The organism is Delftia sp. RIT313 (assembly GCF_000632165.1).
GTDB lineage: Bacteria > Pseudomonadota > Gammaproteobacteria > Burkholderiales > Burkholderiaceae_C > Comamonas > Comamonas acidovorans.
In genome coordinates this window covers 332,253-351,495 of the sequence record NZ_JFYT01000001.1, presented here as the reverse complement: position 1 = coordinate 351,495, position 19,243 = coordinate 332,253, and the positions used below count along the sequence as shown (strand labels likewise).

General features: G+C 63.7%; 18 protein-coding genes. All 18 read left to right on the top strand.

What is annotated here, in order from left to right:
- The 18 genes from BW39_RS01500 (at position 1) to BW39_RS01415 (ending at position 19,186) form a co-directional block, all read left to right on the top strand.
- Positions 1–1,254 carry an NADH-quinone oxidoreductase subunit D gene (locus BW39_RS01500; protein ID WP_013801061.1) on the top strand — a complete coding sequence of 418 codons (1,254 nt, stop codon included), beginning with the start codon at positions 1–3 and terminating at the stop codon, positions 1,252–1,254.
- On the top strand, positions 1,251–1,742 hold the full coding sequence (nuoE, locus tag BW39_RS01495) for an NADH-quinone oxidoreductase subunit NuoE (protein ID WP_012206975.1): 492 nt from the start codon (positions 1,251–1,253) through the stop codon (positions 1,740–1,742). The genes BW39_RS01500 and nuoE overlap by 4 nt, the downstream gene beginning before the upstream one ends.
- Positions 1,739–3,097 carry an NADH-quinone oxidoreductase subunit NuoF gene (gene nuoF / locus BW39_RS01490; RefSeq protein ID WP_034396578.1) on the top strand — a complete coding sequence of 453 codons (1,359 nt, stop codon included), beginning with the start codon at positions 1,739–1,741 and terminating at the stop codon, positions 3,095–3,097. The genes nuoE and nuoF overlap by 4 nt, the downstream gene beginning before the upstream one ends.
- A gap of 15 nt (positions 3,098–3,112) precedes the next feature.
- Positions 3,113–5,236 carry an NADH-quinone oxidoreductase subunit NuoG gene (nuoG, locus tag BW39_RS01485; RefSeq protein WP_043819225.1) on the top strand — a complete coding sequence of 708 codons (2,124 nt, stop codon included), beginning with the start codon at positions 3,113–3,115 and terminating at the stop codon, positions 5,234–5,236.
- Positions 5,233–6,309: an NADH-quinone oxidoreductase subunit NuoH gene (gene nuoH / locus BW39_RS01480; protein ID WP_013801064.1), complete on the top strand. Its 1,077-nt coding sequence runs from the start codon at positions 5,233–5,235 to the stop codon at positions 6,307–6,309. The genes nuoG and nuoH overlap by 4 nt, the downstream gene beginning before the upstream one ends.
- Before the next feature lie 11 nt (positions 6,310–6,320).
- The gene (gene nuoI / locus BW39_RS01475; RefSeq protein ID WP_012206971.1) at positions 6,321–6,830 is read left to right on the top strand and encodes an NADH-quinone oxidoreductase subunit NuoI; all 510 of its coding nucleotides are present in this window, start codon (positions 6,321–6,323) and stop codon (positions 6,828–6,830) included.
- Between the two features lie 34 nt (positions 6,831–6,864).
- Positions 6,865–7,533: an NADH-quinone oxidoreductase subunit J gene (locus tag BW39_RS01470; RefSeq protein WP_012206970.1), complete on the top strand. Its 669-nt coding sequence runs from the start codon at positions 6,865–6,867 to the stop codon at positions 7,531–7,533.
- The gene (nuoK, locus tag BW39_RS01465) at positions 7,530–7,838 is read left to right on the top strand and encodes an NADH-quinone oxidoreductase subunit NuoK (RefSeq protein ID WP_012206969.1); all 309 of its coding nucleotides are present in this window, start codon (positions 7,530–7,532) and stop codon (positions 7,836–7,838) included. Before BW39_RS01470 ends, nuoK begins: the two co-directional genes overlap by 4 nt.
- 53 nt (positions 7,839–7,891) lie before the next feature.
- Positions 7,892–9,907 (top strand): NADH-quinone oxidoreductase subunit L, encoded by a 2,016-nt coding sequence (gene nuoL / locus BW39_RS01460; RefSeq protein WP_043782670.1) that lies wholly within the window; start codon positions 7,892–7,894, stop codon positions 9,905–9,907.
- Positions 9,908–9,923: 16 nt separating this feature from the next.
- Positions 9,924–11,399, top strand: coding sequence for an NADH-quinone oxidoreductase subunit M (locus BW39_RS01455; protein WP_012206967.1), 1,476 nt, complete (start codon positions 9,924–9,926; stop codon positions 11,397–11,399).
- Between the two features lie 24 nt (positions 11,400–11,423).
- On the top strand, positions 11,424–12,917 hold the full coding sequence (gene nuoN / locus BW39_RS01450) for an NADH-quinone oxidoreductase subunit NuoN (protein WP_012206966.1): 1,494 nt from the start codon (positions 11,424–11,426) through the stop codon (positions 12,915–12,917).
- Between the two features lie 55 nt (positions 12,918–12,972).
- Entirely contained in the window at positions 12,973–13,278 is a 306-nt protein-coding gene (locus tag BW39_RS01445; protein WP_012206965.1) for a DUF2818 family protein, read from the top strand.
- A 38-nt stretch (positions 13,279–13,316) separates the two neighbouring features.
- A complete protein-coding gene (locus tag BW39_RS01440) occupies positions 13,317–13,826 on the top strand; it encodes a DUF1178 family protein (protein WP_043819224.1) in 510 nt (169 codons plus the stop codon).
- A 613-nt stretch (positions 13,827–14,439) separates the two neighbouring features.
- Positions 14,440–15,210 (top strand): ABC transporter ATP-binding protein, encoded by a 771-nt coding sequence (locus BW39_RS01435; RefSeq protein ID WP_012206963.1) that lies wholly within the window; start codon positions 14,440–14,442, stop codon positions 15,208–15,210.
- 1 nt (position 15,211) lies between these two features.
- Positions 15,212–15,922: an ABC transporter ATP-binding protein gene (locus tag BW39_RS01430; RefSeq protein WP_043819222.1), complete on the top strand. Its 711-nt coding sequence runs from the start codon at positions 15,212–15,214 to the stop codon at positions 15,920–15,922.
- A gap of 99 nt (positions 15,923–16,021) precedes the next feature.
- A complete protein-coding gene (locus tag BW39_RS01425) occupies positions 16,022–17,218 on the top strand; it encodes an ABC transporter substrate-binding protein (RefSeq protein WP_012206961.1) in 1,197 nt (398 codons plus the stop codon).
- A 57-nt stretch (positions 17,219–17,275) separates the two neighbouring features.
- Positions 17,276–18,160, top strand: coding sequence for a branched-chain amino acid ABC transporter permease (locus tag BW39_RS01420; RefSeq protein WP_043819219.1), 885 nt, complete (start codon positions 17,276–17,278; stop codon positions 18,158–18,160).
- Positions 18,161–18,187: 27 nt separating this feature from the next.
- Positions 18,188–19,186: a branched-chain amino acid ABC transporter permease gene (locus BW39_RS01415; RefSeq protein ID WP_012206959.1), complete on the top strand. Its 999-nt coding sequence runs from the start codon at positions 18,188–18,190 to the stop codon at positions 19,184–19,186.
- Positions 19,187–19,243: the final 57 nt, after the last annotated feature.

The window sequence follows — 19,243 nt, the reverse complement described above, 5'->3', positions numbered from 1 at the left end:
ATGGCTGAAATCAAGAACTATTCCCTGAACTTTGGTCCGCAGCACCCGGCAGCGCACGGCGTGCTGCGCCTGGTGCTGGAGCTCGACGGTGAAGTGGTGCAGCGCGCAGACCCGCACATCGGTCTGCTGCACCGTGCGACAGAAAAACTGGCAGAGAGCAAGACCTACATCCAGTCGCTGCCCTATATGGACCGGCTGGACTACGTGTCCATGATGTGCAACGAGCACGCCTACTGCCTGGCCATCGAGAAGCTGCTGGGCATCGAGGTGCCCATCCGCGCCCAGTACATCCGCGTGATGTATTCGGAGATCACCCGCATCATGAATCACCTGATGTGGCTGGGCTCCAGCGGCAACGATGCGGGCAGCTCCACGACGCTGATCTACACCTTCCGTGAGCGCGAAGACCTCATGGACATGTACGAGGCGGTTTCGGGCGCCCGCATGCACGCGGCCTACTTCCGTCCGGGCGGCGTCTACCGCGACCTGCCCGACACCATGCCGCAGTACAAGGCCAGCAAGGTGCGCAATGCGCGCTCGGTCGAGATCATGAACCGCAACCGCCACGGCTCGTTGCTGGACTTCATCGATGACTTCACGCAGCGCTTCCCCAAGTGCGCGGACGAGTACGAGACCCTGCTGACTGACAACCGCATCTGGAAGCAGCGCAACGTGGACATCGGCGTGGTGACGGCCGAGCGTGCCATGAACCTGGGCCTGACCGGCCCGATGCTGCGTGCCTCCGGCGTGGCCTGGGACATGCGCAAGTCGCAACCCTATGAGGTCTATGACCGCATGGACTTCGACGTGCCTGTGGGCAAGACCGGCGACTGCTACGACCGCTACCTGGTGCGCGTGGCCGAAATGCGCCAGTCCAACCGCATCATCAAGCAGTGCGTGGACTGGCTGCGTGCCAACCCGGGCCCGGTGATCGTGGACAACCACAAGATTGCTCCGCCGCCGCGCGAAGGCATGAAGTCCAACATGGAAGAGCTGATCCACCACTTCAAGCTCTTCACCGAAGGTTTCCGCGTGCCCGAAGGCGAGGCTTACGCGGCCATCGAACACCCCAAGGGGGAGTTCGGCATCTACATCGTGAGCGACGGGGCCAACAAGCCCTATCGCCTGAAGATCCGTCCGCCGGGATTCGCCAATCTGTCCGCCATGGACGAAATGTGCCGAGGCCACATGCTGGCCGACGCCGTGATGGTGCTGAGTACCCTGGACATCGTGTTTGGAGACGTTGACCGATGATTACCGAAGCGACCAAGGAGCGCTTTGCGCGCGAGGTGGCCAAGTACCCGGCCGACCAGAAGCAGTCTGCCGTGATGGCCTGCCTGTCCATCGTGCAGCAGGAGCAGGGCTGGGTCAGCGCCGAGAGCGAGGCTGTGATTGCCGAGTTCCTGGGCATGGCCGAGATCGCGGTGCATGAAGTCACCACGTTCTACAACATGTACAACCAGCGCCCCACGGGCACGTACAAGCTGAACGTCTGCACCAACCTGCCTTGCCAGCTGCGCGACGGCTACAAGGCGCTGCACCACCTGGAGTCCCGCCTGGGCATCAAGATGGGCGAGACCACGCCTGACGGCATGTTCACGCTGCAGCAGTCCGAGTGCCTGGGCGCCTGCGCGGATTCGCCGGTGATGCTGGTGAACGACCGCTGCATGTGCAGCTTCATGAGCAACGAGAAGCTCGACGAATTGATCGACGGCCTGCGTGCCGCGGAGGGCAAGGCATGAACGCCGCCGCACAATCGGTCCTGGCCAAGTTTGCCTCTTCGGGCAGCGAGACCTGCTTTCACGACCGCCACATCAATCCGCAGATCTACGCCGACCTGACCGGCGCCAACTGGTCCATCAAGGACTACGAGGCACGCGGCGGCTATCAGGCGCTGCGCAAGATCTTGGGCAAGGATGGCAGCGAAGGCCTGACCCAGGACCAGGTGATCGCCACCGTCAAGGAGTCGGGACTGCGCGGCCGCGGCGGCGCAGGTTTCCCCACGGGCCTGAAGTGGAGCTTCATGCCCCGCCAGTTCCCGGGCCAGAAGCACCTGGTCTGCAACTCGGACGAAGGCGAGCCGGGCACCTGCAAGGACCGCGACATCCTGGTGCACAACCCGCACATCGTGATCGAGGGCATGATCATCGCCGCCTACGCGATGGGCATCTCCCTGGGCTACAACTACATCCACGGCGAAATCTTCGAAGCCTATGAGCGCTTCGAGGCCGCGCTGGAGGAAGCCCGCGCCGCCGGCTACCTGGGTGACAACATCATGGGCAGCAGCTTCAGCTTCCAGCTGCACGCGCACCATGGCTTCGGCGCCTACATCTGCGGCGAAGAGACGGCGCTGCTGGAGTCGCTGGAAGGCAAGAAGGGCCAGCCGCGCTTCAAGCCGCCGTTCCCGGCCAGCTTCGGCCTGTACGGCAAGCCCACCACCATCAACAACACCGAAACCTTTGCGGCCGTTCCCTGGATCATCCGCAACGGCGGCGCTGCGTACCTGGAGTGCGGCAAGCCCAACAACGGCGGCACCAAGATCTTCTCGGTCAGCGGCGACGTGAACCTGCCCGGCAACTACGAAGTGCCGCTGGGCACGCCCTTCAGCAAGCTGCTGGAGCTGGCAGGTGGCGTGCGCACGGGCCGCAAGCTCAAGGCGGTGATCCCCGGTGGATCGTCCTCGCCCGTGCTGCCGGCTGACATCATCATGGAATGCACGATGGACTACGATTCCATCGCCAAGGCCGGCTCCATGCTGGGCTCGGGCGCCGTGATCGTGATGGACGACTCGCGCGACATGGTCGAGAGCCTGCTGCGCCTGTCCTACTTCTACCAGCACGAGTCCTGCGGCCAGTGCACCCCTTGCCGCGAAGGCACGGGCTGGCTGTGGCGCGTGGTCAACCGAATCGAGCACGGCGAAGGCCGTCCTGAAGACATCGAGCTGTTGGACTCGGTGTCCGTGAACATCATGGGGCGCACGATCTGTGCGCTGGGCGATGCGGCAGCGATGCCTGTGCGCGCCATGATCAAGCACTTCCGCCACGAGTTTGAAGCGAAGATCCAGAACGCTTCCAAGCAGACGGTCCACGCCGCCTGATCGCGAGAAAAGCATATGGTTGAAATTGAACTGGACGGAAAAAAGGTGGAGGTCGCCGAAGGCTGCATGGTCATGCATGCAGCCGAGAAGGCAGGCACCTACATCCCGCATTTCTGCTATCACAAGAAACTTTCCATCGCCGCCAACTGCCGCATGTGCCTGGTGGATGTGGAAAAAGCCCCCAAGCCCATGCCCGCCTGCGCCACGCCCGTGACGCAGGGCATGATCGTGCGCACCAAGAGCGAGAAGGCGATCAAGGCACAGCAGTCGGTGATGGAGTTCCTGCTCATCAATCACCCGCTGGACTGCCCGATCTGCGACCAGGGCGGCGAATGCCAGCTGCAGGATCTGGCCGTGGGCTACGGCAGCTCCGCCTCGCGCTACGAGGAAGAAAAGCGCGTGGTCTTCCACAAGGACGTGGGCCCGCTGATCTCCATGCAGGAGATGAGCCGCTGCATCCACTGCACCCGCTGCGTGCGCTTCGGACAGGAAGTGTCCGGCGTGATGGAGCTGGGCATGATCAACCGCGGCGAGCACTCCGAGATCACCACGGTGGTGGGCGATACGGTGGACTCCGAGCTGTCGGGCAACATGATCGACATCTGCCCCGTGGGCGCGTTGACCAGCAAGCCCTTCCGCTACAGCGCCCGCACCTGGGAGCTGTCGCGCCGCAAGTCGGTCTCGCCCCATGATTCCACGGGTGCCAACCTCATCGTCCAGGTCAAGAACCACAAGGTTCTGCGCGTCGTGCCCTTCGAGAACGAAGAGGTCAACGAGTGCTGGATCGCCGACCGCGATCGCTTCTCCTACGAAGCCCTGAACAGCGACGAACGCCTGACCCGCCCCATGCTCAAGCAAGGCGGCGAGTGGAAGGAAGTCGATTGGCAGACCGCCCTCGAATACGTGGCCAACGGCCTGCGCCAGATCAAGAACGACCATGGCGCCTCCGCCATCGGTTCGCTGGTCAGCCCGCACAGCACGCTGGAAGAGCTGTACCTGGCAGGCAAGCTGGTGCGTGGCCTGGGCAGCGAGAACATCGACTACCGCCTGCGCAATGCCGAGTTCACCGCCGCCCAGGGCGTGCAGTGGCTGGGCACGCCCATCGCGTCGCTGTCCAAGCTGCAAGGCGTCCTCGTGCTGGGCTCCAACCTGCGCAAGGACCATCCGCTGTTCGCGCAGCGCATCCGCCAGGCTGCCAAGCAGGGCTGCGCCGTGCTCGCCATCAATGAGCGTGTCTACGACTGGGCCATGCCGGTGACGGCGTCCATCGTGGCTGCCCCGGACTGGGCCCAGGCGCTGGCCGATGTGGCCGCCGCCGTGGCGCAGGAAAAGGGCGTTGCCGCTCCCGTGGCCGCCGCCGACGTGCATGCCGAGGCCCAGGCCATCGCTGCCGCGCTGCTGCGCGGCGAGCGCAAGGCCATCTTGCTGGGCAATGCCGCTGCGCACCACGCACAGGCATCGTCCCTGCTGTCTCTGGCCAACTGGATTGCCGAGCAGACCGGCGCCTCGGTCGGCTACCTGACCGAAGCCGCCAACACGGTGGGCGCCCAGTGGGTGGGTGCACAGCCTGCCGCTTCGGGTCTGAACGCAGGCCAGATGCTGGCCGGCGGCCTCAAGGCCGTGCTGCTGCTGAACAACGAACCCGTGTTCGACTCCGCTGCCGGCGCCCGCGCCGCAGAGGCACTGGGCAAGGCCGAGATGGTCGTGACCCTGAGCCCCTTCAAGGCCAACATGGAATTCAGCGACGTGCTGCTGCCCATCGCCCCGTTCACGGAAACCTCGGGCAGCTTCGTCAATGCCGAAGGCCGCCTGCAGAGCTTCCACGCCGTGGTCAAGCCGCTGGCCGAAGCCCGTCCGGGATGGAAGGTGCTGCGCGTGCTGGCCAACCTGCTGGGCGTGCAGGGCGTGGACTACGAGACGTCGCAGGACGTGCTCGCAGCCGCCACGGCCGCTGCCACCAGCGTGCCGGCCAACCTGCTGGGCAACGGTGCTCCTGCCGTGAATTCCATCGCCAACGGTGCCGGCCATGCCGCGCCCGTGGTGGCCAGCATTTATCAGCTCGACAGCATCGTGCGCCGCGCGACATCGCTGCAACTGACGGCAGATGCACGTCAGGCTCGTGAGGGAGGCGCCGCATGATTGACGCACTCAAGACGGCCGGTGCCGGCCTGATCGCCGCACCCTGGTGGACCGACGTGGCCTGGCCCGTGCTCTGGATCCTGCTGGGCATCGTTGCCATCGTCGCCCCGCTGATGGGAGCCGTGGCCTACCTGACGCTGTGGGAGCGCAAGCTGCTGGGCTTCATGCAGGTTCGCATGGGTCCCAACCGCGTGGGTCCCTTCGGTCTGCTGCAGCCTCTGGCCGACGGCCTGAAGCTGTTGACCAAGGAACTGATCCAGCCCACGGCTGCTGCCAAGGGCCTGTTCTACGTGGGCCCGGTGATGGCCATCATGCCCGCCCTGGCGGCATGGGTGGCGATCCCCTTCGGTCCCGACGTGGCCCTGGCCAACGTCAATGCCGGCCTGCTGCTGATCATGGCCATCACGTCCATCGAAGTCTATGGCGTGATCATTGCGGGCTGGGCCTCCAACTCCAAGTACGCCTTCCTGGGCGCGCTGCGTGCCTCGGCACAGATGGTCAGCTATGAAATCGCGCTGGGCTTCTGCTTCCTGGTGGTGATCATGGTCACGGGCAGCATGAATCTGACGCAGATCGTGTTGAGCCAGGGCCAGGGCCAATTCGCCAGCATGGGTGTCAGCGTCCTTTCGTGGAACTGGCTGCCGCTGCTGCCGATCTTCGTGGTCTACCTGATCTCGGCCGTGGCCGAGACCAACCGCCACCCCTTCGACGTGGTCGAAGGCGAAGCCGAAATCGTGGCCGGCCACATGGTCGAGTACTCGGGCATGGGCTTTGCCATCTTCTTCCTGGCCGAATACGCCAGCATGTGGCTGGTGTCCATCCTGGCCGTGGTGATGTTCCTGGGCGGCTGGCTGCCTCCGTTCGACTTCCTGTCGTTCATCCCCGGATGGATCTGGCTGGCGGCGAAGACTTTCCTGGTCGTGTCCATGTTCATCTGGATCCGTGCCACCTTCCCGCGCTTTCGCTATGACCAGATCATGCGTCTGGGCTGGAAGATCTTCATTCCCGTCACCCTGGTGTGGCTGGTCGTCGTGGGTGGCTGGATGCACTCGCCTTGGAACATCTGGAACTGAGCGGAGCAAGAATGTCTGCGGTTGCTGCTACCCCATTTTCGATCAAAGATTTCCTCAAGAGCTTCATGCTCTGGGAACTGGCCAAGGGCATGGCCCTGACTGGCCGCTACACCTTCCGCCGCAAGGTCACGGTGCAGTTCCCCGAGGAAAAGACACCCCTGTCGCCGCGTTTTCGCGGACTGCACGCCCTGCGCCGTTATGACAACGGCGAAGAGCGCTGCATTGCCTGCAAGCTGTGCGAGGCGGTGTGCCCGGCCATGGCCATCACCATCGAGTCCGATGTGCGTGACGACGGCTCGCGCCGCACCACGCGCTACGACATCGACCTGACCAAGTGCATCTTCTGCGGCTTCTGCGAGGAAAGCTGCCCGGTGGACTCGATCGTCGAGACGCATATCTTCGAATACCACGGAGAAAAGCGCGGCGACCTGTACTTCACCAAGGACATGCTGCTGGCCGTTGGCGATCGCTACGAACCCGAGATTGCCGCCGCCAAGGCTGCGGACGCCAAGTACCGCTGAAGCGGCTCCTTGATCACTTGAAAAGATTCGATCCATGGACGCCAAAACTGGTTTCTTCTATCTGTTCTCGGTCGTGCTGCTGTTTGCAGCCTTCCGGGTCGTCACGGCACGCAACCCCGTGCATGCCGTGCTCAACCTGATCCTGGCCTTCTCGCAGGCTGCCGGCATCTGGCTTCTGCTCAAGGCCGAGTTCCTGGGCGTGACCCTGGTGCTGGTCTACCTGGGCGCCGTGATGGTGCTGTTCCTGTTCGTGGTGATGATGCTGGATATCCGCATCGACGCCGTGCGCCAGGGGTTCTGGAAGCATTTCCCCTTCGCTGCCCTGATCGGCGCACTGATTGCCTTTGAAATGGGCATGGTGCTGATGGGCGGCTTCAGCGGCGTCGAGGAGCCCAAGGCCATTGCGGCCACGGTCAACGCTGCCGGCCAGACCGTGCAGTACTCCAACACCCAGGCCCTGGGCAAGCTGCTGTACACCGAATACCTGTACCCCGTCGAGATCGCTGCCGTGATCCTGCTGGTGGCCATGATTGCCGCCATCGCCCTGACCCTGCGCAAGCGCAAGGACAGCAAGGCAGTGAACCCGGCCCAGCAGATCCGCGTGCGCGCAAAGGATCGCCTCGAGCTGGTCAAGGTGCCGGTCACCCAGGCGCCGCAGGCACCGGCCGCCGAGGCAACCCCCGCCGTGGAGACAAAAGCATGACGTTGACTTTGGGCCATTATTTGACGCTGGGCGCCATGCTGTTCGCGCTCTCCGTCGTTGGCATTTTTCTGAACCGCAAGAACCTGATCGTGCTGCTGATGGCCATCGAGCTGATGCTCCTGGCCGTCAACACCAACTTCGTGGCGTTCTCCAGCTATCTGGGTGACATGCACGGCCAGGTGTTCGTGTTCTTCATCCTGACAGTGGCAGCCGCCGAGTCGGCCATCGGTCTGGCGATCCTGGTGCTTCTGTTCCGCAACAAGACCAGCATCAATGCGGAAGATCTCAACTCCCTCAAGGGTTGAGTCCGCCGTAACTTGCAAGGTTCTTAAGAATGAGTCAAACACTCTCTGCATCCATGCTCCTGGCGGTGCCGCTGGCACCGCTGGCGGGCTCCGTGCTCGCGGGCATCTGGGGCACGGCCTTCGGCGGCAACAAGATCGGTCGCGGCGGCAGCCATACCCTCACCATCGCGGGCGTGCTGATCGCCTTCATCCTGTCGGCCATCACGTTCAACAGCGTGATCTTCGACGGCGCGCGTTTCGACCAGTCCATCTATACCTGGATGGAAATCGGCGGCCTGAAGATGGAGGTCGGTTTCCTGATCGACAGCATCACGGCCATGATGATGTGCGTGGTGACCTTCGTGTCGCTGATGGTGCACATCTACACCATCGGCTACATGCAGGAAGATGACGGCTACAACCGTTTCTTCTCCTACATCTCGCTGTTCACGTTCTCCATGTTGATGCTCGTCATGAGCAACAACCTGCTGCAGCTGTTCTTCGGCTGGGAAGCCGTGGGCCTGGTGTCCTACCTGCTGATCGGCTTCTACTACAACAAGCCCACGGCCATCTTCGCCAACATGAAGGCCTTCCTGGTCAACCGTGTGGGTGACTTCGGCTTCATCCTGGGCATCGGCCTGATCGCTGCCTACACCGGCACCATGAACTACGGCGAAATCTTCGCCAAGCTGCCCGAAATCCAGAACACCCTGCTGCCCGGCACCGGCTGGCTGCTGGTGACGGTGACGGCCATCTGCCTGTTCATCGGCGCCATGGGCAAGTCGGCCCAGTTCCCGCTGCATGCCTGGCTGCCCGATTCGATGGAAGGCCCGACACCCATCTCGGCACTGATCCACGCCGCCACCATGGTGACGGCCGGCATCTTCATGGTCTCGCGCATGTCGCCGCTGTACGAGCTGTCGGACACGGCACTGAGCTTCATCCTGGTGATCGGCTCCATCACGGCGCTGTTCATGGGCGTGCTGGGCATCATCCAGAACGACATCAAGCGCGTGATCGCGTACTCCACGCTGTCGCAGCTGGGCTACATGACCGTGGCCCTGGGTGCCTCCGCCTACTCGGTGGCCGTGTTCCACCTGATGACCCACGCCTTCTTCAAGGCCCTGCTGTTCCTTGGCGCCGGCTCGGTGATCATGGGCATGCACCACAACCAGGACATCCGCTGGATGGGTGGCGTGCGCAAGTACATGCCCATCACCTGGATCACCTTCCTGCTGGGCAACCTGGCTCTGATCGGTACGCCGTTTTTCTCGGGCTTCTACTCGAAGGACGCCATCATCGAAGCCGTGCACGCCACGAACCTGCCGGGCGCAGGCTTCGCGAACTTCGCGGTGCTGGCCGGCGTGTTCATCACGGCCTTCTACTCCTTCCGCCTGTACTTCATCGTCTTCCACGGCAAGGAGCGCTACGACCAGAACCCGGACGCGCACCACGATGACCACCACGGTCACGATGACCACCACGGCCATGGCCACGATGCCAAGCCGCACGAGTCGCCCCTGGTCGTGACCGGCCCGCTGATGCTGCTGGCCATCCCCTCGGTGGTGATCGGTGCCATCGCGCTGATGCCCATGCTGTTCGGTGACTTCTTCAAGGGCGTGATCCACGTCGATGGCGCAAAGCACGGCGCCATGGCCGAACTGGCCGAGAAGATCCACGGCTGGGTGCCCATGGCACTGCACGGCTTCACGGCCGCGCCGTTCTGGCTGGCACTGGCAGGCGTCGTCGTCTCCTACCTGTTCTACATGGTCAAGCCTGAAGTTCCTGCGGCCATCAAGTCGGCCATGCAGAAGATCGGTGTCTACCAGGCACTGGAAGGCAAGTACGGCGTGGACTGGGTCTACGAAAACATCTTCGCCCGTGGTGCTCGCGCCTTCGGCAGCTTCTTCTGGAAGGTCGGCGACCAGGCCATCATCGATGGCGCCATCGTCAACGGTTCGTGGAAGCTCATCGGCCGCATCGGCCAGTGGGTGCGCAAGCTGCAGTCGGGCTATCTCTATCACTACGCGTTGGTCATGCTGCTGGGCGTGTTCGCTCTCATGACGTATTTCGTGTGGCTCAACAAGTAGTAGAGGAAGAACAAAAATGCATTGGTTGAGTCTTTCAATCTGGGTGCCGATCGCATTCGGCGCCCTCCTGCTGGCCCTGGGCCGCGAGGACCAGGTCAAGGCAGTGCGCTGGCTGGCCCTGGTCGGCGCGCTGGCCGGCCTGGCGGTCACGCTGCCGCTGATCCAGCAGTTCGACAACAGCACGGCTGCGATGCAGTTCGTGGAGAAGGCGCTGTGGATCGAGCGCTTCAACATCTACTACCACCTGGGCGTGGATGGCATCTCGTTCTGGTTCGTGCCGCTGACGGCCTTCATCACCGTGATCGTCGTGATCGCGTCGTGGGAAAACATCACCGAGCGCGTGAACCAGTACATGGGCGCGTTCCTGATCCTGTCCGGCCTGATGGTCGGCGTGTTCAGCGCACTGGACGGCCTGCTGTTCTACGTGTTCTTCGAAGCCACGCTGATCCCGATGTACCTGATCATCGGTATCTGGGGCGGACCCAACCGCATCTATGCGGCCTTCAAGTTCTTCCTGTACACGCTGATGGGTTCGCTGCTGACCCTGATCGCGATCATCTATCTGTACACCCAGTCCGGTGGCAGCTTCGAGATCCTCGACTGGCACAAGCTGCCGCTGTCCATGACGGCCCAGACGCTGATCTTCTTCGCCTTCTTCGCGGCCTTCGCCGTGAAGGTGCCGATGTGGCCGGTGCACACCTGGCTGCCCGACGTGCACGTGGAAGCGCCCACCGGCGGCTCCGCCGTGCTGGCTGCCATCATGCTGAAGCTCGGTGCCTACGGTTTCCTGCGCTTTTCCATGCCCATCGCCCCTGATGCATCGCACAAGTGGGCCTGGCTGGTCATCGCGCTGTCGCTGGTCGCCGTGATCTACGTGGGTGTGGTCGCGCTGGTGCAAAAGGACATGAAGAAGCTGGTGGCCTACTCGTCCGTGGCCCACATGGGCTTCGTGACCCTGGGCTTCTTCATCTTCAACCCGCTGGGCGTTGCCGGCGGCATCGTGCAGATGATTGCCCACGGCTTCGTGTCGGGCGCCATGTTCCTGTGCATCGGCGTGCTCTACGACCGCGTGCACTCGCGTGAAATCGCCTCCTACGGCGGCGTGGTCAACACCATGCCCAAGTTCGCGGCCTTCGCACTGCTGTTCGCCATGGCCAACTGCGGCCTGCCCGCAACGGCCGGCTTCGTGGGCGAGTGGATGGTGATCCTGGGTGCCGTCCAGTACAACTTCTGGATCGGCCTGGGCGCTGCCACGGCGCTGATCTTCGGCGCCGCCTACACCCTGTGGATGTACAAGCGCGTCTACCTGGGTCCGGTCACCAACGACAATGTGCGCGGCCTGACCGACATCGGCAACCGCGAGTTCCTGGTGCTGGGTCTGCTGGCCATCGCCGTGCTGTACATGGGTCTGTATCCCAAGCCCTTCACTGACGTGATGGATGTGTCCGTGGCCGAGCTGCTCAAGCATGTGGCCATGAGCAAGCTGCAGTGACCAGACTGAAACGAGAGAATCGAGATGATTGACAACATCAGCTGGCTGGCCATCTATCCGGAGATCCTTCTCCTGGTCATGGCCTGCGTGATCGCCCTGGTGGACCTGGGCGTCAAAAGCCCGCGCCGCACGGGCACCTATGTTCTGACGCTGCTGACCCTGGGCGTGGTGGCCGTGCTGCAAGGCATGTACGCCTCCAGTGGCAACACCTTCTATGGCTGGGGCAACATGGTGGTCTCCGACGCCATGGGCAACTGGCTCAAGTGCTTCGCCACCGTGGCCATGATGGTCACCCTGGTCTACGGCCGCCCCTACGCCGCTGACCGCGACATGCTGCGCGGCGGCGAGCTGTTCACGCTGGCCATGCTCGCGCTGCTGGGCATGTTCATCATGATCTCGGGCAACAACTTCCTGGTCATCTATCTGGGCCTGGAGCTGCTGACGCTGTCCAGCTACGCCCTGGTGGCCCTGCGCCGCGACCACACGGCGTCGGTCGAGGCTGCGATGAAGTACTTCGTGCTCGGCGCCATGGCCAGCGGCTTCCTGCTGTACGGCATGTCCATGCTCTACGGTGCGACCGGCTCGCTGGACATCGGCCAGGTCTTCAAGGCCATCAACTCGGGCGAGATCAAGCACCAGGTGCTGGTGTTCGGCCTGGTCTTCGTGGTCTCCGGCCTGGCCTTCAAGCTGGGCGTGGTTCCCTTCCACATGTGGGTTCCCGACGTCTATCAGGGCGCTCCCACGGCCATCACCACCATGATCGGTGGCGCGCCCAAGCTGGCCGCCTTCGCCATCGTCATCCGCCTGCTGGTGGACGGCCTGCTGCCGCTGGCCATCGACTGGCAGCAGATGCTGGCGGTGCTTGCCATCGCCTCGCTGCTGGTCGGCAACCTGGCCGGCCTGCAGCAGACCAACCTCAAGCGCATGCTGGCCTACTCGACCATCTCGCAGATGGGCTTCGTGCTGCTGGGCCTGATGTCGGGTGTGGTGGATGGCAAGGTCGATCCGGCCACCATCGAGAACGCCTACAGCTCGGCCATGTTCTACGTGGTGACCTACGTGCTGACCACGCTGGCCGCCTTCGGCGTGATCCAGCTGCTGGCCCGCGAAGGCTTCGAGAGCGAAGAGGTCGCCGACTTTGCCGGCCTCAACCAGCGCAGCCCGCTGTATGCCGGCGTGATGGCCATCTGCCTGTTCTCCATGGCCGGTATCCCTCCCCTGGTGGGCTTCTACGCCAAGCTGTCGGTGCTGCAGGCGCTCGTGGCATCGGGCCACAGCCTGTACATCGCGCTGGCCGTGTTTGCCGTGGTCATGTCGCTGATCGGCGCCTTCTACTACCTGCGCGTCGTCAAGGTCATGTACTTTGACGAACCCATCACCGCCACCAGCGTTTCCGCTTCGCTGGACGTGCGCGTGGTGCTGACCCTCAACGGCGCCCTGGTGCTGGGGCTGGGCCTTCTGCCGGGTGGCCTGATGGCCCTGTGCGCCGACGCCGTCGTGCGCGCCCTGGCTTCCTGATCCACTTTCCCGATGCGGGGCCCTGCACGCAGGGCTTCGCGGTGAGGACATCGGCTTGTCGCAAACCGCTTCGATCTGGCTCGTGATATTGGCTGCCCTTGTGGCAGCCAATTTGCCTTTCTTCAATGCCCGCTGGCTGCAGCTGGGGCCGCTGCGCGCCCAGCGCAAGCCGCTGGCCATGTGCCTGCTGGAGATGGTGCTGCTGTACTTCATCGTCGGCGGCGTGGCGCTGCTCCTGGAGCGCCGCGTGGGGCAGATCGCGCCCCAGGGCTGGGAGTTCTATGCCGTCACGGGAGCGTTGTTCCTGACGCTGGCCTTCCCCGGTTTCGTCTATCGTTTCCTGATTCACCGCCGCGGCTGAGGCTGCGGTGCCGGTTGTCTCATGGGTGGGGGTGCGTGATGAAAGTGCTCGACCTGCATTGCCCGCACGGCCATCTGTTCGAGGGCTGGTTCGCCTCGGAAGATGATTTCCAGGGCCAGCTGCAGCGCCAGCTGGTGCTGTGCCCCGTCTGCGGCCACAGCGACATCACCAAGCGACTGAGCGCCCCCCGCATCAATCTTGGCGCCAAGCCCGCAGCCATGCCCCCGGCTGCAGCGGCTGAGCCTGCTGCAGCCGCTTCGGCTGCCAGTGCGGCAGCCGTTCCCTCACCGTCCATGCCGCCCCAGGCGCGCGAGCAGCTGCAGGCCATGCAGGCCGCCTGGCTGAAATGGTCGCGCCAGGTGGCGCAGCAGACCGAGGACGTGGGCGAGCGCTTTGTCGATGAAGCCCGCCGCATGCACTACGGCGAGACGGACGAGCGTGCCATCCGCGGCAAGGCCAGTCCCGAGCAGGCCATGCAATTGCTGGATGAAGGCATTGCCGTTCTTCCATTGGCCTTGCCCGAAGGCAGCAAGGAAACGCTGCAGTAAGTGGCGACTGGCCCATGCTGTCTTGGCGACGACAATTGCGCCCATTGCAATGGATCGGCAATTTCCAGGCCAGGCCTTTGCTTGTTGCTATTGATTGAGTAGCGCTCCAGCTGACTTTGTCGTCCTTCAATTGAAGAGACGACAAACTCAAGCATATCCGCGGCTTTTCGCATAGTGACTGAGCAGGCCACAGGGAGATTGCCGACCTGGGTGTTTCCCGTAAGGCAGCGGACATTGGCTGCTGCCCTGTAAGTCGCAAAAAGGGTAGTTTGCTATCGCTTTGGAAGCGCTCTGGCCTTCCGTGTGGGCCGCGCCGGGCCGAGATGCTGGAGAACCCTAGGCCCTGCCTGCCACCGCGGCACCTTACAGCCCCGTCTGTGCTTGATTATTTCAAGTGTGAGTGGTTGCTTCTTTCGTTTGCGAAGGCCAGGCTTGATGCGCCATGCTGCAGTGCGGGGCAGGGCCTGTGCTTAGGAGCACCTACGTAGGCGTTTTCCCGCTGCGGTGCACAACGTCGGCAAGCCTACGATGCGTCCGACCCTGCACAACGCCCGCCAGAGCCTCTGGCGACGCGTTGGGGGCTGGCAGCATCAACGGAGCAGGCGAAGCGCACATGAGCGACGTTATTCTCGAAACCCGGAACCTGACCAAAGAGTTCAAGGGATTTACGGCGGTGAGCAAGGTGGACCTTTCGGTGCGCCGTGGCTCCATCCATGCCTTGATCGGCCCCAATGGCGCAGGCAAGACCACCTGCTTCAATCTGCTGACCAAGTTCCTGGAGCCCACCTCCGGCACCATCCGTTTCAATGGCGAGGACATCACGCGGGAAGCACCGGCGCAGATTGCGCGCCGTGGCGTGATCCGGTCCTTCCAGATCTCGGCCGTGTTCCCGCATTGCACGCTGCTGGAGAACGTGCGCATCGGCCTGCAGCGCAAGCTGGGCACGGAGTTCCATTTCTGGCGCAGCGAGAAGAGCCTGTCGCAGCTCGATGACCGCGCCATGCAGTTGCTGGCCGAAGTGGGCCTGCAGGATCTGGCCGACGAGGTCACGGTCAACCTGCCCTATGGCCGCAAGCGTGCGCTGGAGATTGCCACCACGCTGGCCATGGAGCCCGAGCTGATGCTGCTGGACGAACCCACGCAGGGCATGGGCCACGAAGACGTGGACCGCGTGACCCAGCTGATCAAGAAGGTCTCGGCCGGCCGCACGATTCTCATGGTGGAGCACAACATGAAGGTGATCTCCACCATTGCCGACCGCATCACGGTGCTGCAGCGCGGCGCCGTGCTGGCCGAGGGGCCGTACGAGGAAGTTTCGCGCAACCCGCAAGTGATGGAAGCGTATATGGGCACCACCGACGGCCAGTTGCAGGGAGCGCATTGAGATGACTGCACCGGCATTGGAAATCAAGGGCCTGCAGGCCTGGTACGGCGAATCCCATGTGCTGCACGGCATGGACCTAGTGGTCCAGCCCGGCGAGGTGGTCACGCTGCTGGGGCGCAACGGCGCGGGCCGCACGTCCACGCTGCGCGCCATCATGGGTCTGACGGGCGCGCGCAAGGGCTCGATCAGGATCAATGGCGTGGAAGCCATCCACATGCCCACGCACCGCATTGCCCACCTGGGTGTGGGCTACTGCCCTGAAGAGCGCGGCATCTTCTCCAGCCTCTCGTGCGAAGAGAACCTGATGCTGCCGCCGCCGCTCAAGACCGGCCAGCCGGGCATGAGCGTGGATGAGATCTACGCCATGTTCCCCAACCTGGCCGAGCGCCGCCACAGCCAGGGCACGCGCCTGTCGGGTGGCGAGCAGCAGATGCTGGCCGTGGCGCGCATCCTGCGCACGGGCGCGCGGCTGCTGCTGCTCGACGAAATCTCGGAAGGCCTGGCACCCGTCATCGTGCAGGCGCTGGCCCGGATGATCACCATGCTGCGCACCAAGGGCTACACCGTGGTCATGGTGGAGCAGAACTTCCACTTCGCGGCGCCGCTGGCCGACCGCTTCTACGTGGTCGAGCACGGCCATGTGGTCGAGCGTTTCGGCGCGTCCGAGCTGCAGGCCAAGATGCCCGTGCTCAACGAGCTGCTGGGCGTTTGACCCGGATATCCATCGTGGCCGGCGCCTGGGGCTCGCCGGCTGCATTCCTGCCATGGCCCTGTGACAAAAACCCAAGACATCAACGCGAAGGAGACACCAATGAAAGCAAAACTGACCGCACTGTCGTGCATGCTGGCTGCGGCCGGCCTGGCCAGCCCGCTTGCCATGGCACAGGAGAAGGTGAAGATCGGCTTCGTGACCGACATGTCCAGCCTGTATGCGGACGTGGAAGGCAAGAACGCCGTCACCGCCATGCAGATGGCCATCGATGACTTTGGCGGCAAGGTGCTGGGCCAGCCCATCGAGCTGCTGAGCGCCGACCACCAGAACAAGGCCGACATCGCCGCCTCCAAGGTGCGCGAGTGGGTGGACACGCAAGGTATCTCGCTGGTGTTCAGCGGCACCAACTCGGGCACGGCCCTGGCGGTGTCGCAGGTGGCCAATGAGAAAAAGCGCGTGCACTTCAACAGCGGCGCGGGTTCCTCGGCACTGACCAACGAGCAGTGCAACGCCTACACCGTTCACTACGCCTATGACACCGTGGCCCTGGCCAAGGGCACGGGTACGGCCGTGGTCGAGCGCGGCGGCAAGGACTGGTTCTTCCTGACGGCCGACTACGCCTTCGGCCATGCGCTGGAGAACGACACCACGGCCGTGATCAAGGCCAAGGGCGGCAAGGTGGTGGGCGGCGTCAAGCACCCGCTCAATGCCTCGGACTTCTCGTCCTTCCTGCTGCAGGCGCAGGCCTCCAAGGCCCAGATCCTGGGCCTGGCCAACGCCGGTGGCGACACCATCAACGCCATCAAGGCGGCCAAGGAATTCGGCATCAACAAGAGCATGAAGACCGTGGGCCTGCTGGTGTTCCTGACCGACATCCACAGCCTGGGCCTGAAGAACACCGAAGGCATGCAGTTCACCACCAGCTGGTACTGGGACCAGAACGATGCCACGCGCAAGTTCGGCGAGCGCTTCTTCGCCAAGACCAAGCGCATGCCCACCTCCATCCAGGCTGCCGACTACTCGGCCGTGACCAGCTACCTCAAGGCCGTGCAGGCCGTGAAGTCCACGGATGCCGACAAGGTCATGGCCTACCTCAAGAGCACGCCCATCGACGACTTCTACGGCAAGGGCTCGATCCGTCCCGATGGCACCTTCGCCCACGACATGTACCTGGTCGAGGTCAAGAAGCCCGCCGAATCCAAGAAGCCCTGGGACTACCTGAAGGTCGTGGCCACGCTGCCCGCCGACCAGGTCTGGACCACCAAGGCCGAGACCAAGTGCGCGCTGTGGAAGTAACGCTGCGCCGCCACTGACCCCCAACCGCCACCCGGCCAACCACGACAGCTGCATCCCATGGAAATCTTTGGTGTTTCCCTGCCAGGCCTGATGAGCCAGCTCCTTCTGGGGCTGGTCAACGGCTCGTTCTACGCCATCCTCAGCCTGGGGCTGGCGGTGATCTTCGGCCTGCTCAACGTGATCAACTTCGCCCACGGCGCGTTGTTCATGCTGGGCGCCATGGTCACCTGGATGGCCATGAGCTACTTCAACATCAACTACTGGGTGATGCTGGTGCTGTCGCCGTTGCTGGTGGGCCTGCTGGGCGTGCTGATCGAGCGCTTTTTATTGCGCTGGATCTACAAGCTCGACCACCTCTACGGCCTGTTGCTGACCCTGGGCCTGTCGCTGCTGATCGAGGGCCTGTTCCGCTCGGTCTACGGCGTCTCGGGCCTGGGCTACGACACGCCCGAGCTGCTGGAAGGCGCGACCAACCTGGGCTTCATGATCCTGCCCAACTACCGCGCCTGGGTGGTGCTTGCCTCCGTCGTGGTCTGCGTGGCCACCTGGTTCATGATCGAGAAGACGCGCATCGGCGCCTACCTGCGGGCCGGCACCGAGAACCCGCGCCTGGTCGAGGCCTTCGGCGTCAACGTGCCCGTGATGATCACGCTGACCTATGCCTTCGGCGCGGCGCTGGCGGCGTTTGCCGGCGTGCTGGCGGCGCCCGTCTACCAGGTCACGCCGCTGATGGGGCAGAACCTCATCATCGTGGTCTTCGCCGTGGTGGTGATCGGGGGCATGGGCTCCATCATGGGCTCCATCCTCACCGGCCTGGGCCTGGGCGTGATCGAGGGCCTGACCAAGGTCTTCTGGCCCGAGGCTTCGTCCACCGTGGTGTTCTTCATCATGGTCATCGTTTTGCTCATCCGCCCCGCCGGCCTGTTCGGCAAAGAGAAATAACAAGAACGAGGACAAGGGGCCGACCACATGAAATCCAAGACTCTCGTTCAACGCATCGCCCCCTGGGGCTATGGCCTGCTGCTGCTGGGCCTGCTGGCGGCGCCCATGTTGGGTGCCTACCCGGTGTTCGTGATGAAGCTCATGTGCTTCGCACTGTTCGCCTCGGCCTTCAACCTGCTGCTGGGCTACACGGGCCTGCTGTCCTTCGGCCACGCGGCCTTCCTGGGCGGCGCGGCCTATGTGACGGGCTACGCCATCAAGGGCTGGGGCTTCACGCCCGAGCTGGCCATGCTGGCCGGCACGGCCGGCGGCGCGCTGCTGGGGCTGATCTTCGGCTGGCTGGCCATCCGCCGCCAGGGCATTTATTTCTCGATGATCACGTTGGCGCTGGCCCAGATGCTGTTCTTCGTGTGCCTGCAGGCGCCCTTCACGGGCGGCGAGGACGGACTGCAGGGCGTACCGCGCGGCAAGCTGTTCGGCCTCATCGACCTGACCAGCGACCTGACCATGTACTACGTCACGCTGGTCATCGTGGTCCTGGCCTTCCTGCTTATCGTGCGCACCATCCACTCGCCCTTCGGCCAGGTGCTCAAGGCCATCAAGGAGAACGAGCCGCGCGCGACCTCGCTGGGCTATGACGTGGCGCGCTTCAAGCTGCTGGCCTTCGTGATCTCGGCCGCGCTCACGGGCCTGGCCGGTTCGCTCAAGACCGTGGTGCTGGGCTTTGCCACGCTGTCGGATGTGCACTGGACCACCTCCGGCCACGTGATCCTGATGACGCTGATGGGCGGCCTGGGCACGCTGTCCGGCCCCATCCTGGGCTCGGCCGTGGTGGTCATGCTGGAGAACAAGATCGGCGAGTTCGGCAGCTTCCTGCAGCGCCTCACGGGCGTGGAGTGGTTCTCCACGCTGGGCGAGTCGGTGACCATCGTCACCGGCCTGATCTTCGTGGTCTGCGTGCTGCTGTTCCGCAAGGGCATCATGGGCGAGCTGATCGCCTGGCTGCAGAAAAAGCGTACTCCTTGAGATCCTGAAGACCGCGCCGAGCGGCGGGAAGGGCAGGCCGCCAGGACCGCATCTGAT